The following is a 14,186-nucleotide window of genomic DNA, read 5'->3' as shown; positions in this document are numbered from 1 at the left end:
TCCCTATATCTAATATTTAATCTCGCCATTAGCGACTTTCATTAAGTATTGACCATAACCTGTTTTGTTAAGTCCTTCTCCTGCTTCCCAAAGGGCATCCTTGGGAATCCAGCCATTAATATAGGCAATTTCTTCAGGAGCTGCAATTTTTATTCCTTGATGCTCTTCTACTGTTCGTACAAAATTTGTAGCTTCGACCAAACTTTGGTGAGTACCAGTATCAAGCCATGTGAAACCGCGGCCTAAAAGCTCTACAGTTAACTCACCCAACTCCAAGTATGCTTCGTTGATAGAGGTGATTTCAAGTTCTCCTCTTTTAGAAGGCTTTACATTTTTGGCAATGTCTAACACCCGATTATCATAGAAATAAAGACCTGTTATTGCGTAATTCGATTTTGGCTGTTCTGGTTTTTCTTCAACACTTAAAACCTTTCCAGCCTCATCAAATTCTACGACTCCAAAGCGCTCTGGATCCTGTACATGATATCCAAAAACAGTAGCCCCTGCATCTTTATTAGCAGCCCTTTGAAGCATCTTCCTCATTCCACTACCATAATAAATATTATCCCCTAATATCATCGCTACTGAGTCATTACCAATAAACTCTTCACCAATAATGAAAGCTTGTGCCAATCCATCAGGACTTTCTTGAACCTTATATTGAAGGTTGATTCCAAATTGGGAACCATCTTTCAATAAAGCCTCAAACCTTGGTGTGTCTTCAGGTGTAGAAATAATTAGAATATCTTTTATCCCTGCTAACATTAAAGTGGAAAGAGGATAATAAATCATCGGTTTATCATAAACCGGTAGTAACTGTTTGCTTGTAACCATTGTCAAGGGATAAAGACGAGTTCCACTTCCCCCTGCCAGAATAATTCCTTTCATATCTCGTGTCTCCTTTTTATGCTTCAATCATCTTTGTATTTTTCTGCGTGCCATTATAATTATGCTTATTTAGAGTTTTCAAAAATACTTCTTCATATTGTTTAACAATTGTTGATGCATCAAAATCATTTGCACGCTTTTTACCTTTAGCTATCATAGATTCCAATTCATATTTTTCCAAGGTCAAAATTTCATACATCCTGGCTGCTAATGCTTCGTAGTCACCTACTGCACAGAGCTTTCCATATTCCCCTTTTTGTAATACCTCTTCTGGACCAGATTTGCAATTAGTTGATACAACAGGAGTTTCAGAAGCTAAAGCCTCTGCAATAACATGACTAAACCCTTCATGCTTAGAAGAAAGAACAAATAGATCTGCATGCATTATATAAACATATGGGTTTTTCTTAAAACCTAAAAAATGCACTGCATTTCTTATTCCCAGCTCATCACATAACTCTTTCAATTGATTTTTAAGAGGGCCGGTACCAAGTATCAACAATTCACTAGGTATTTTAGCATTCATTTTAGCAAAAGCTTTCAATAGAGTCCTATGGTCTTTTTGTGAAACTAATCTACCCGCAGTTAGAACAATCTTTTTGTTAGTATTGAACAATGATTTGTCTTCTTCATCAATTTCACCGTAGTGAAGACTTCTTTTAATCGCAGATATATCGACAGGGTTGTAGATTACTTCTATATCTTTTGCTTTAACTTTGTAACGTTCTATTAGGTTCCGTTTTACCCCATTAGAAAGAGAAATAACCTGATTTGAAAATTTATACATAAAACCGAAGAATCTTAATAAAATATCAGTTTTAAAATCCCCGCCTAAATTGTCCGCTTCCCTTATCACACATTTCACATTAGTAAAGGAGATTAATTTAGCTAATATAGCTATAGTATTTACTCGGGGAATAGTACTAAATATTAAATCAATTTTATTAATTCTTATTATCTTAGCTAATTCAAAGACTGACCTACTTAGCCTTTTAGATTTTAATTTTATAAATAAAACATCGTTCTTTAGTTGTTCTTCGTAAGTACCGTTGTAGTCTAATGTCACTAAAACAGGTTGAAATTTTGCACGGTCTAAGTTGTTAATAATATTTAATAAAGTGCGTGCAGCTCCTCCTCCACCCATCTGATAAATAAAAAACAAGACTTTAATTTTTTTCATTAATATAAACCTTTCTTGAAAAATATTTATTAACAATTTTTTTAAAGTTTTAGGGAAATTTGTCGCTTTCAATCATAGCAAAAAAAGTAATATAATAAAACCCTTTCTTTATCAGGTAGAGTTTCCATCCTTTGTATTATTAATATAATTTGTGTTAAAAATAGACACAAAAAAACTTGCAACCTGTATAAATACAATTACTGATTGCAAGTGACTTAATTGTTAATTTAATTTTTCCCTGTTACCTTTTTATAAAAATCCATCACCGGTTTGTACTTTGCGTTAATGATTCCAACAAGCTCTGCAATGAATTGAGTAATTACAATTAGTGCAGCAAAAATGAGAATTGCTCCAAAAAATGTCGCTGTGGTTAGCAACACCGCACAGATACTAAAGAATATACCGAATGCGTAAATTAGCAAAACTGTATTTCGATGAGAAATCCCCTTCGCCAATAGCCTATGGTGTAAGTGACTTTTATCAGGGGCTGAAATTGGCTGCTTGTTTAGTATTCTCCTGATAATGGCGAATGCAGTATCGAACACTGGTACCCCAAGAATAATTATGGGGATTAAAAAACTGAACAAGGTAACGCTTTTATATAACCCTAATAAGGAAAGTACTGCTATACAATATCCTAGAAAGAGCGCCCCGGTATCGCCCATAAAGATTTTTGCCGGATGAAAGTTGAAAAACAGAAACCCTATGGTACTTGCCAAAATGACAAGACACAATGTTAAAATTAGCTCTTTTCCAGCTATCCCAGCCATGACAGCCAATGTTGCGATTGCGATAGAAGATATCCCTGCTGCCAAGCCATCTAGGCCATCAATTAAGTTTATTGCATTTGTGATTCCTATAATCCAGATTATTGTAATTGGAATTGCCATCCAACCAAGATCAAAGCGCTCCACTACAAATGGAATGGTTAGAAACTCAATTTTTAGTCCTGTGTATACAACTACCCCTGCAACAAGGAACTGACCCAATAGTTTCGTTCTTGCTTTCAATTCATACATATCATCGAGGACACCAATTATGACAATAATAATTGCACCTACAATAATACCGTATATTCTCTCATCATATAGTCCTGAGACCATATAACCAACAATGACTCCAATAAAAATTGCAAGTCCACCAAGTCTCGGCATTATCTTTTGATGAACTTTACGTTTGTTCGGCTTATCCGTTGCCCCGATTTTATGGGCAAGTTTTATTATTAACGGTGTAACAAAAAGAACCGTAACAAAGGATGCAATAAATGTGATAAGTAAATTTATGTCCATTTTGATAACCACCTAGTATTATTTTTCATATAGTATATCGGAATCCAATTATCGGACTTGTTTTCACCTGATTACGTTCTAATTTTAGCAAAGCTCATAAGGAATTCCACATTATAATTGAGTTAAGAATGTAACAAAGACTTTAAGAAATTTTACAAGCTGTACTTTATACAATACCCATATCAATAGACGAAAAACCTGTTAAAAAGTTACATCTGCTAGGAGGATAAAGCTCATACATAGAAAAACCCCTGACAAGAAAAGTTCGTCAGGGGTTTTTCTGTTATTTCATTACTATTTGATACATCTTTTCAAAAATATTTTTCCAGTCCTTTGATGCTGCCAACTCTTTTCTCCTTTTCACAATAGAGGCATTGCTTGTGGAAGTAAGTGTTTCGCAAGTTGCAATGACATTATCTGCTGTATCGTTTATAAGATACTCATACACATTTTGCTCAGAAAATTTCTGTGTAGAAGGAAGGTTCATTCCCACTACCGGCTTCCCAGCACCAAGAAATTCAAAGAGCTTAAGTGGAAATACTGCATTATTATATGGTGATTTTATATATGGTAGGATACCAATATCTAAAGCATTCATATAATGTGGCACTTCCATTGGCGGAACTTTACCTACCCATTTTACATTGTTTAGGGACTGTAACTTTTTGAAGTCTGGATGACCATCTGTTCCATCAGGCCCAACAAGCAATAGCTCCCAATTTGACTTCAGACTCATTAGGCGATAAAGCATGTCAAAATCCAACTTTGGTTTAATTCCTCCAATAAAACCTAAAACCAAATCAGATTTCCTTTCCATTCCCGTAGGTTTTTCAGATGTTTGAAACAAATCATATTCTACACCATTTTCCATTACGAACTGATCAGCCTTGATGTTATATTCCTGTTTCAGATTCTCATAAAGAAAATCGGATGTGCAGAAGATCTTGTCAACATTTTCCGCGATTCTTTTTTCCGCCTGCAAAATACTTTTCTCTCTCATCATTAATACTATATTTTTATTTCCTGTTATAGAAGATGCCCAATAGTCACTGCAATCATAAATAGTTTCTTTCCATGCACAAAGGTCCACCATTCCCGGAAAACCAGGAAATGTGCACCAGAGGTATAAAGACGATTGAGTGCTTTTTCCATCCAAATACCTTTTTAAACGTTGCAGCTTCCCTTTATAAAAAATGTCAAAATATCGGCCGAACCGTGAGAGCTTGTGAGAGTGAATATCATTGGCAGTATACTGTTTAATGCCATTCTCAAGTAACCTGAAAGAGTCTGCATGTTTTGTTATGGAAGGACATACCCAGATTACTTCCTCTGTATCAGGATGAGACTCAAGATACTCAGCTAGCCTATGCCGCCTATACCTTAGATTGTCCTGATCCCATTCACCTGTGGCCACAATGACATGTATATTTTTTTTATTATTCATAAAATCACCCTTTAAGCTTCTAATCGTTTTTTAAGTGCATAGAAGGCATAGTTGACAAAGCACCAACTTGCATAAGGAAGACTCAATTTTTCAATTTCCCTATATACATACCAGTTTCTTTTTGCAGTCTTAAGTTTGTTACTTGATATCGACCCTTCAACAAGCCTGTAGATGGACAAAGGCTCCTGTATACCGTGTGCAATATGGCCTTTACGTAAAATTGACAACCAAAGGGCAAAATCCTGTCGTGTTCTAATATCTGGCATCTGTACATCACCAACTTTGCTTCGATCAAGCATTACAGTAAGACAACCGATAATTGTATTTTTCAACAGCCCTTTATAATCAATGCTTTCTGGTGCTTTTATTACTTTTTGAAGCATCTGACTTTCTTCATCCATTAATTCATAGGCAGAAAAAGTAAAAGCAAAGTCATTCTTCTTCATATACTGGATTTGTTTTTCAAGCTTTTCGGGTTTCCATAGGTCATCACTATCTAAAAAAGCAATGAAATTTCCTCGTGCATTTTTTAATGCTGTATTTCTTGCTACTGCAGCACCACTATTTTTTTCAAGTAGAATTACCTTTATTCTAGAGTCAATAGCTGCATTTTCCTTAAGGATGTCTCTTGTACGATCGCTGGAGCAATCATCAACAATTATCATTTCCCAATCTGTCATGGTTTGTCCTTTTACAGAATTTATTGTCTCCTGTATAAACTTCTCTGCATTATAAGATGGAGTGATGACGGACACTGAAGGCGAAGACATAAACTATACACCACCTTACAAAGTTTCTTCTCTAAATAATATCGGAATTGCTACATAAGCAAATGCAATGCTCACGCCAATTAATCCGCCCAAAACAGCTCGTTTTTTCGCTGAAAAGTCTTCCATTTTAAATTCATTTACTTTAATGGGCTCAGCTAATTCTGCAGGATATATAGCTAGCAAGTCTGTCTGCAACTCATATATAAATCTTTGCTTTTCTACTTTTGCTGCTTGACTGACTGTCTCTTTTTCCAATTCTCGGAAATTGGTTTCTAACACAGATTGTTTTTCTTCAAAGTTTTCGGAATCATACGCTAAAAAGCCTTCGACAAGGGTTGTCAGAACTTCTCTTACCTTTTCCTCAGATTCTCCTTCATAACTTATAGACATGCGAGAGGAAGAGGGAGTATCCACTTTGACAGTTGATTTAATTTCCTCTATTTCTTCTCTAGTATAGCTTTTGAATAAATCATTCAAAAAAGAATAATTCAAAAGAATTGGTTTAGCTGTTTCAGACTCATTCAGATTCATATCATCATAATAACCTAAGGAAACGACAGCCTCCCCACGATAGGTAATAACACTCTTTGAGTTCGTTTCAAAAAAGTACCCAAGCCCCGCTAGTAGCAAGGGAATGATAATGATAAAGGGGAGACTTCTTTTTACTCTTTTCACTATTGCATGAATTAAATTTTCCATAATTTCCTCCTTAGTAACCAGGCGGCTGGGATATTTTCGGTAAACTGTTGGATGCTGATTGGTTCCTTAGAACATTTAACGTTGCTAAAGCAAATGCAAACAATACCCAATGGAAATAGAGGTTCGCTACAGAACTAGGGCTTATACTTGAGAATACAAAGGCACCTAGGCTAACTAATAATGCTTCTACAAACAACTTATAATTATTAGTTAAACCTCTTTGATAATATTGATATAGCTTGTACATTAAATATGCATATAAGGTGATATACCCAAGAAACACAATTATCCCAAAATTAGTTAAAATCTCTAAGAACCAAAAATGAATATTCACTACTTCATCTGTGTCGAATATGGAGTAGTTCTCCATATAATACTCAGCATTTCCCGCACCAATCCCCAAGCCAAAGGAATCAAATGTAAAATACAATGCATTTCTCATTAAATTTGCCCTTCCCTCATTAGATGGTAGAGCAGCTGAAAAATCTCGGATTGTTGGACTGAAGAACAAAGAGCTAATTTTCTCCCACAACTTACTGTAAAAAATTGCAATGAATAAAGCTGTTCCAACGGATCCCATAATCAGTAACCATTTTTTAATGTAGGTACTACTCAATAAAAATAGATATAATCCTACTCCCGCTACTGCAGCCAACTGGCTTGCCCTAGAGTCTGTTAGCATAATGAGATGAAGCGCCCCTAATGAAAGTACAATCCCAACAATTTTTACAGACAAGCTTTTGCCATTCCTAATTAAGGATAAGAAGAAAAACAAAGTAATAGATAAGAAGGTCGCAAAATCATTTTGATTGAAAAAGACAGCCGTTGGGTAATGAGCCTTGTATTCTGGCCCATCGTAAAGAGTAGAACTTGGCAATTGAAACTCAAACAAATTGTTTACGTACCCTATCAGCATTAGAAAAATCGACATAGACACCCATATGTAGAAGAATACGGTTAATCTATTAACATTATTAATAAAAAGAGTAACAACAAAGAGCAAGAATATCCCCATAACCAAAATAGATATGTACTTAATTCCATCGTTTACAGACTTTGCCCAAAGTAACGTGAACAAAGCATAATATAACCAAAACACAAAAAATAGCAGGCTTCCTTTAACTTTTACATTCTTCCAGTCTGACCAGAGGTTTTCTCTGAAATTACTCCTGTAAAGGTTTAAGACAATTAAAGCCCCTACGATAATTAATAATATTCTATAGGGAAACAAACTGAAAAAACCCAAATTCACCGAAAAGAATGCATTATTTAAAAAGGTAGATGCAAGCAAAACATAAATTGTCACTAAGATAAAATCCATATTAAAAATATATTTTTTAAATAAAAGCAACATGATAACGCCAAAATTCAATAGGACAAAAGGAACGTAGCTACTCATTTCGAGCTTAATCGCAGCAAGTGTGACTATTATTCCTAGAAAGAGCAACACAGCTCCTGTCCAAAAGGGGGCATTTTTTACTGTGCCTGGGTTCATCTTGTCCCTCCTTATATACCAAGAGTGATTTCATAGGTAAGAGGGATTTCTCCAAATTTTCATTTAAAGAAATCCCATAATCTATTCTGTTCTATTTAGTTTTTCTTATTCTTCACCTTCTAATACTGGTCTTCCTATTGAGTGGTAGATAAAGGAATGCCTCTTCATTTCCTCAAGTGTGAAGCAGTTTCGGCCATCAATAATAACCGGTGTTTTAAGAATATCTCTTACCTTCTTCAAATCCAGTTGCTTTACCTGTGGGTTATCTGTAACAATCACACATAAATCAGCTTCTTCTAACGTCTCGTAAACATCTTCATAATATTCGATAGAGTCTCCAAAGTGCTTATACGCTTCATGATATGCTATTGGTTCAAACGCTTTGACACGAGCGTTTTTCTTGACTAATTCAGGTACAATTTCAAGGGATGGTGCATCACGCATATCATCGGTATTGGGTTTAAAAGCCAGACCTAATACAGCGATGGTTTTCCCTGCTATATCTCCAACTACATCCTCTACCTTTTTAGTGAGGAGGTTCTTTTGATGCTCATTCGTTTCAATAACTGCTCTAATAAGTTTAAAATCATACCCTACTGATTGAGCTATATGCAGGAGTGCACTTGTATCTTTTGGGAAGCAAGAGCCTCCATAACCAATCCCGGCGTTTAAAAATTTTCTCCCAATACGACTGTCAAAACCCATTCCTTCTGCAACTTTCGTAACGTCCGCTCCAACTTTTTCACAGATATTAGCAATATCATTTATGAAAGAGATTTTCGTTGCTAGGAAAGAGTTAGAAGCATATTTAATCATCTCTGCACTTTCTACATCAGATTTAATGATGACTGTATTAAAAGGTGCATGTAATTCCTCAATAATATTAGCAGCTTTGTCACTTGTTGCACCGATAACTGCCCGCTCCATGTTCATCGTGTCGTCAATTGCTGTACCTTCACGAAGAAATTCAGGGTTGGATACAACATCAAATTCCTGACTTCCTCCTGATACTTCTTTAATAATATTGTAGACTCTTTTCCCTGTACCAACTGGGACAGTACTTTTATTAACTACTACTTTATAGCCATTTAGATTTTCTCCAATGGTACTTGCAACCGCATCAACATAGCGAAGGTCCGCTTCACCTGTTTCCGCCATAGGGGTTCCTACAGCGATATAAATAACATCAGCTTCTTGCATAGCCTTAGGAATTTCATGTGTAAAAGATAAACGTCCTTCTTCGACATTTCTCTTTACCATCTCTTCCAATCCTGGTTCATAAATTGGAATGACACCATTCTGGAGACTATTAATTTTATCTTCATTAATATCACAACATGTGACTTTGTTACCTATTTCCGAGAAACAAGTACCTGATACTAACCCTACGTATCCAGTACCAATAACAGCTATTTTTTTCATATTAATTATCCTTTCGTGATGTAATTCGCCTGATAGAGTTTGTTTAAGTATGCCTTCACATCATCTTTTAAATCTTCGCGGTCCAAAGCAAAATCAACAGTTGCTTTAATAAATCCAAACTTATCTCCAACATCATAACGAACACCGCCAAATTGGTAAGCTAATACACGTCGTTGTTCGTTTAAGGTGTTAATAGCATCTGTTAATTGAATTTCACCACCGGATCCTTTTGGGGTGTTTTCTAAGATTTCAAAAATCTCTGGAGTTAAAATATATCTACCCATAATAGCAAAATTAGAAGGCGCATTTTCTAAAGAAGGTTTTTCTACAAATCCTGCTACATTTACAACGTTACCTTCCAATTCACCGTTAGCAGGAGAAATAATTCCGTATTTTGAAACATCCTCATCCGGAACACTTTGAACACCAACAACAGAAGATTCATATTTATCATACACATCTATTAGTTGCTGTAAACAAGGAGTATCTCCTTTTACAATATCGTCACCAAGCATTACTCCAAATGGGTCATTTCCAATGAACTTTCTCGCACACCAGATAGCATGCCCTAACCCTAGCGGTTCTTTTTGACGTATATAGTGAATGTTTGCCAAATTTGCGATAGATTGAATCTCATCAAGCATTTTAAATTTCTCTTTTTTCACTAACGTTTCTTCTAATTCGTATGATTTATCAAAATGGTCTTCAATTGCTCTCTTTCCTCTACCACTTACAATAATGATGTCTTCAATACCTGATTGGACTGCTTCTTCAACAATATACTGGATCGTAGGTTTATCGACTATCGGCAACATTTCTTTGGGTTGCGCTTTTGTTGCTGGAAGGAAGCGGGTTCCCAAACCTGCAGCAGGAATGATAACTTTTTTTATCGTCATAATATCCACCTCATCATATAGAGTTACTTTAAATTGTTCAGGCTTTTGTACAAATCAATCAATTTACTCGAATTGAATGTGACGTCATACAAGCGTGTGACTTTTTCATAAAAAAATTCAATCGTAGAAGGAGAGTATTTTCCCTTATCAATGTAATCTAGCACGCTTTCTCTTATTTGTTTATCAGATTTAGGCTCTATTAGCAAATTTTTAAACTCATCAAATAACTCAGGAATACCTCCTACATTAGATGATAACACAGGTACTCGTAATGCCATCGCTTCAATTATCACAGTAGGCATCCCTTCATTGTAAGAAGGAAGGACAAATATATCAGAAGCCTGTAGATATTCTTTCACCAGTTCATTGGGTACAACACCAACTTGGATAATTTTATTATTGGATGTCAGCATTTCCGATAACGGGCCATCTCCTACTAACACCAATCGGAAGCGATCGTCAAGCTCATCCATAGTCTGAGATAACTCTCTCATTCCTTTCTCTTCCACTAACCTTCCTATATATAACAGTAACTTTTTATCTGGTGGTAAGTTTAATTGCTGTCTTAATTCCCTTTTGTTCTCTTTCTCCAAAGCTTCCCCCTTAAACCTCTCCATATCAATCCCAATCGCAAGGACTCGGGGTTTCACTCCAGTCAGCCGCTCGGTCTCCCCTGCAAGAGCTCCACTTACAGCAATCACTTCTTCCGCATTTCTTACAGCAAATCGGAAAGCCTCCATTGCACCCTTGCTGTAATGTGGATACACATTCACATCACTTCCGTGCAATGTAAGTACATATGGCTTGTTGTACTTCTTGGCAATAATAGCTGCTGCACCTCCAGCTGGCATGGCAAGATGAGCATGAATCACATCAAATTCCAAGTCGTTCTCTTTAATTGCCCTATCGACCGCTGCAGCAAATCGCTTATGAGGCTGAGACCATTTTAGTTGTCCAGGATAGGCAAGGAACCGGGGGCGATAGATATCGATTCCAGCCCGTTTATAGTGTAATGGCTGATTTAGGTATTCTTGGTACCTTTTATTAATGACACCGAGAAATTTCGGGGTATAAGGAACTGGACATACAACATCAACCTTCACCCCTAATTCTTGCAATGAATCTGCTTGTGTTTGATGAAAGACGCCCGCAGCCGGTTTATGTTCAGAAGGGTAGATACTTGTTATAAATAAGACTCTCACACCGATTCCCTCCTATTACGCTTTAATAGTTTTTGTGTTATATTCCATTTTTTTATTTCAGGATAGGCGAAAAAAACTGCAGCAAAGTAAATGAGTCCACCTACTGTCACTGTAATTACCATAATGAATGGTGTGGTTAGCCAATCCGTAGCATAAAGCCATATTTTTAAGAAATAAACAATTCCTGCCATTAGACCAGTAACAAATAATGGCTTCATTAGTGTTTTTATATATTCTCCTAAGTGGAGGTCAATCAGTCTCTTCAATAACCATCTTCCGATGAAGAAATTAATAAAACTTGTAATTACATAGGTCCAGGCTACAACATAAATATCGTATTTGGTGGCGTAATACATCGTAAACCCATAGAGTAGCATCACCCCAAAATCCCAGTAAAAGGCGATATTTGCTTTTCCTTTTGCAAGTATGACAGATCCGTTAGGATTCATTAAGACACGAAGAATTCCGACAATAGCCAGGATGCTTAAGATAGGTGCGGCAACTAACCATCTCTCTCCGAAAAACACTTCGATAAATACATCGGAGATCGCTATCAAACCTAGAAGAAGTGGCAAGCTGACAAGCGCCAATATCTTTGTGACATTAAGGAATCCTTCTGACAACAGAGCATTATCAGACTGACTTCGTGAAAAGACGGGAAATGCTACTCTCGTTATGATTGGGTTGATTTTCTGGACAGGTATGGTTACTACCTGATAAGCAAGTGAGTAGATTCCCAAAGCCTCTGCTCCTAGAAAACGTCCTATCAAGATATAGTCGATATTGGCCCCAATTCTGTTGACTAGTCGAGACATGAGTTGAAAAATTCCAAAAGACATCAACTCTTTTATCGATGCGAAATTGAATATGAAAGAAGGTTTCCATTTCTTTGAATAAACTACAAAGAATAATATCCCTTTTAAGGAATGCAAGAAAACTTGCGATATGACATATGCATAAAGTTCCTGTATAAAAAATACAAGCGCTACTAGACTGAAGAATGATGCAACATTGGCAAGTACTTCTATCTTGCTTAATAAATTAAAATTCAAATCTTTTTGAAGAAGATATTGAAACTGCTGCCCAATAGGCGCAATTAAGAACATAATTCCAAGCACCTTAATAAGTGGGATTAGTTCATCCTGATTATAGAAACCAGCAATAAATGGGCTTGTAAAATACAAAAGCACAAATAAAACAATACCTACTATTATATTGAGCCAATACAGAGTAGATAATTGTTCATTTGTCACTTTTTCCTTCTGTATGATAGCTGCACTGAATCCCATATCTAAAAGGATCTGTGTGAATATGACGACCGTGGTAATCATCCCCACTATCCCGAATTGCTCTTTAGATAGTAGATTTCCAAGCAGGGCGAATTGGACAACTTGAATGACTGTAATAATTACCGTGGATATCCCTGTCCATTTGGCACCTGTCAGAATCTGCTTTGTTATAGTTGACATGTATTTCCCCTACTTTTATGTAAACTGGCCATCTATATAGTTATTTACTATTTCACACAAACTAAAACTTTTTTTAGCACCTAAGTAAATATTTTTTAACTATAGCATACAAAAACATCGTTATTTCTTTAAAAAATCACTACCAAAATTAAATTTTGATGACAAACCTATGGTGTATTTTACACTTGATTTCACTATCCTATTAAGCTAATAACAACCTTCCATCTTTTCAATATATATCCATTGTTATACTAATATAATTCCGTTACAATGTGTACGTTCCTTGAAAAGGAGTGATTAAAAATTGAAGAATCTCAATAATAATTATCTATTTGAAATACAATCAATCAGAGCAATTGGCTGTCTGCTTGTCCTTTTAGTACACGTTTCAGCAACCTACTATTATATGCAGGATGGCTATAACGACCTGACATTTTTCTTCAATCAAATAGGCAGATTCGGTACACCTCTATTTGCAGTAATTAGTGGTTTTTTACTTTTTTATCAGGTAAGAAAAAAAGGATTTGATTTTAAAAGATTCCTGACTTCCAGAACGGTGAAGATTGGAGCACCCTTCGTTTTTTGGAGTATTTTCTACCTGTTATTAATGTTCATCTTCGAAGGGAAAAACCCTTTGAACGATGGAAAGAAAATGTTCACGGTGAACTTTTTACTCGGCAACTCATACGTTCATTTATATTTTATGTCCATTGTATTTCAGTTTTATCTGTTATTTCCCTTATTACAGTTTTTCCGTTCGAAAAAAAGCTGGTCGGTCCTTTTAATCATAGCGCTAGGATTAAATTTTTATGCCGTTCAATATTACTCCTCACCGGCAGAAATGGACACGGTGGCCTATATTATGGACCAACGGGCGTTTCTTTTGAACTGGATATACTTTTTTGTTTTAGGTGGGTTTCTAGCTTACAATTGGGGAACATTCCTCTACTACGCAAAAAAGTTAAAGCTTGTGTCAGTAGTTGCCTTAATTATGGTTGTATTTTTTACGATGTACGAATATCAGACAAAAGGGTCTGTTTCGTCAAACAGGGCTTGGAACTTCTTAAACATACCAATTATCATTTTTGCTATTATTGGGCTATATGATTATGTAAGCAAATCAAAAATCTTGTTGAAGACTCTAAACCTGATAGGCCAGCTCTCGATGGGAATTTATCTGGTTCATATGTTCGTCATCTATGTGTTTGTTCGCACTGCACCAGAAACCGTATGGACTACCGTGAATTTCCCATTTGTATTCTTAGCTATTCTTATCGGATCCATCGCTATGATAAAAATCATACAACTTTTGCCTTGGAACCATCTTATCATCACTGTACCAAAATCACGAGGTTCTAAACCATCTGCATAAAATCTACAGGAAAAAGCTGCTTCTTAAAATTGGAAGCAGCTTTTTCATTAATATTAGGTT

At 35.9% G+C, this 14,186-nt stretch carries 12 protein-coding genes; 1 reads left to right on the top strand and 11 read right to left on the bottom strand.

Annotation, left to right across the window (positions count from 1 at the left end; translation table 11 throughout):
• Positions 1 to 9: 9 nt before the first annotated feature.
• From rfbA to tuaB, 11 genes are all read right to left on the bottom strand, one after another.
• Positions 10 to 888 (bottom strand): glucose-1-phosphate thymidylyltransferase RfbA, encoded by an 879-nt coding sequence (rfbA, locus tag LC091_RS10995; RefSeq protein WP_226682043.1) that lies wholly within the window; start codon positions 886 to 888, stop codon positions 10 to 12.
• 16 nt (positions 889 to 904) lie between these two features.
• Entirely contained in the window at positions 905 to 2,140 is a 1,236-nt protein-coding gene (locus LC091_RS10990) for a glycosyltransferase (protein ID WP_319003657.1), read from the bottom strand.
• Positions 2,141 to 2,295: 155 nt separating this feature from the next.
• Positions 2,296 to 3,357, bottom strand: coding sequence for a glycosyltransferase family 4 protein (locus LC091_RS10985; RefSeq protein WP_226682042.1), 1,062 nt, complete (start codon positions 3,355 to 3,357; stop codon positions 2,296 to 2,298).
• 283 nt (positions 3,358 to 3,640) lie between these two features.
• On the bottom strand, positions 3,641 to 4,801 hold the full coding sequence (locus LC091_RS10980; RefSeq protein WP_226682041.1) for a glycosyltransferase: 1,161 nt from the start codon (positions 4,799 to 4,801) through the stop codon (positions 3,641 to 3,643).
• Positions 4,802 to 4,812: 11 nt separating this feature from the next.
• Positions 4,813 to 5,571, bottom strand: coding sequence for a teichuronic acid biosynthesis protein TuaG (tuaG, locus tag LC091_RS10975; protein WP_226682040.1), 759 nt, complete (start codon positions 5,569 to 5,571; stop codon positions 4,813 to 4,815).
• A 15-nt stretch (positions 5,572 to 5,586) separates the two neighbouring features.
• On the bottom strand, positions 5,587 to 6,270 hold the full coding sequence (locus LC091_RS10970; RefSeq protein ID WP_226682039.1) for a GumC domain-containing protein: 684 nt from the start codon (positions 6,268 to 6,270) through the stop codon (positions 5,587 to 5,589).
• A 10-nt stretch (positions 6,271 to 6,280) separates the two neighbouring features.
• The gene (tuaE, locus tag LC091_RS10965; RefSeq protein ID WP_226682038.1) at positions 6,281 to 7,765 is read right to left on the bottom strand and encodes a teichuronic acid biosynthesis protein TuaE; all 1,485 of its coding nucleotides are present in this window, start codon (positions 7,763 to 7,765) and stop codon (positions 6,281 to 6,283) included.
• Between the two features lie 105 nt (positions 7,766 to 7,870).
• On the bottom strand, positions 7,871 to 9,187 hold the full coding sequence (tuaD, locus tag LC091_RS10960) for a UDP-glucose 6-dehydrogenase TuaD (protein WP_226682037.1): 1,317 nt from the start codon (positions 9,185 to 9,187) through the stop codon (positions 7,871 to 7,873).
• A gap of 5 nt (positions 9,188 to 9,192) precedes the next feature.
• Positions 9,193 to 10,083, bottom strand: coding sequence for a UTP--glucose-1-phosphate uridylyltransferase GalU (gene galU, locus LC091_RS10955; RefSeq protein ID WP_264179284.1), 891 nt, complete (start codon positions 10,081 to 10,083; stop codon positions 9,193 to 9,195).
• 23 nt (positions 10,084 to 10,106) lie between these two features.
• Entirely contained in the window at positions 10,107 to 11,285 is a 1,179-nt protein-coding gene (locus tag LC091_RS20505) for a glycosyltransferase (RefSeq protein WP_226682036.1), read from the bottom strand.
• The gene (gene tuaB, locus LC091_RS10945) at positions 11,282 to 12,754 is read right to left on the bottom strand and encodes a teichuronic acid biosynthesis protein TuaB (protein WP_226682035.1); all 1,473 of its coding nucleotides are present in this window, start codon (positions 12,752 to 12,754) and stop codon (positions 11,282 to 11,284) included. Before tuaB ends, LC091_RS20505 begins: the two co-directional genes overlap by 4 nt.
• Positions 12,755 to 13,058: 304 nt before the next feature.
• On the opposite strand from tuaB, the gene LC091_RS10940 reads away from it, so the two are divergent.
• Positions 13,059 to 14,126, top strand: a complete 1,068-nt coding sequence (locus LC091_RS10940) for an acyltransferase (RefSeq protein WP_226682034.1) — start codon at positions 13,059 to 13,061, stop codon at positions 14,124 to 14,126.
• Positions 14,127 to 14,186: the final 60 nt, after the last annotated feature.

It is taken from the genome of Sutcliffiella horikoshii, assembly GCF_020524325.1.
Lineage (GTDB): Bacteria > Bacillota > Bacilli > Bacillales > Bacillaceae_I > Sutcliffiella_A > Sutcliffiella_A horikoshii_D.
This window is presented reverse-complemented; position numbering and strand designations above follow the sequence as displayed.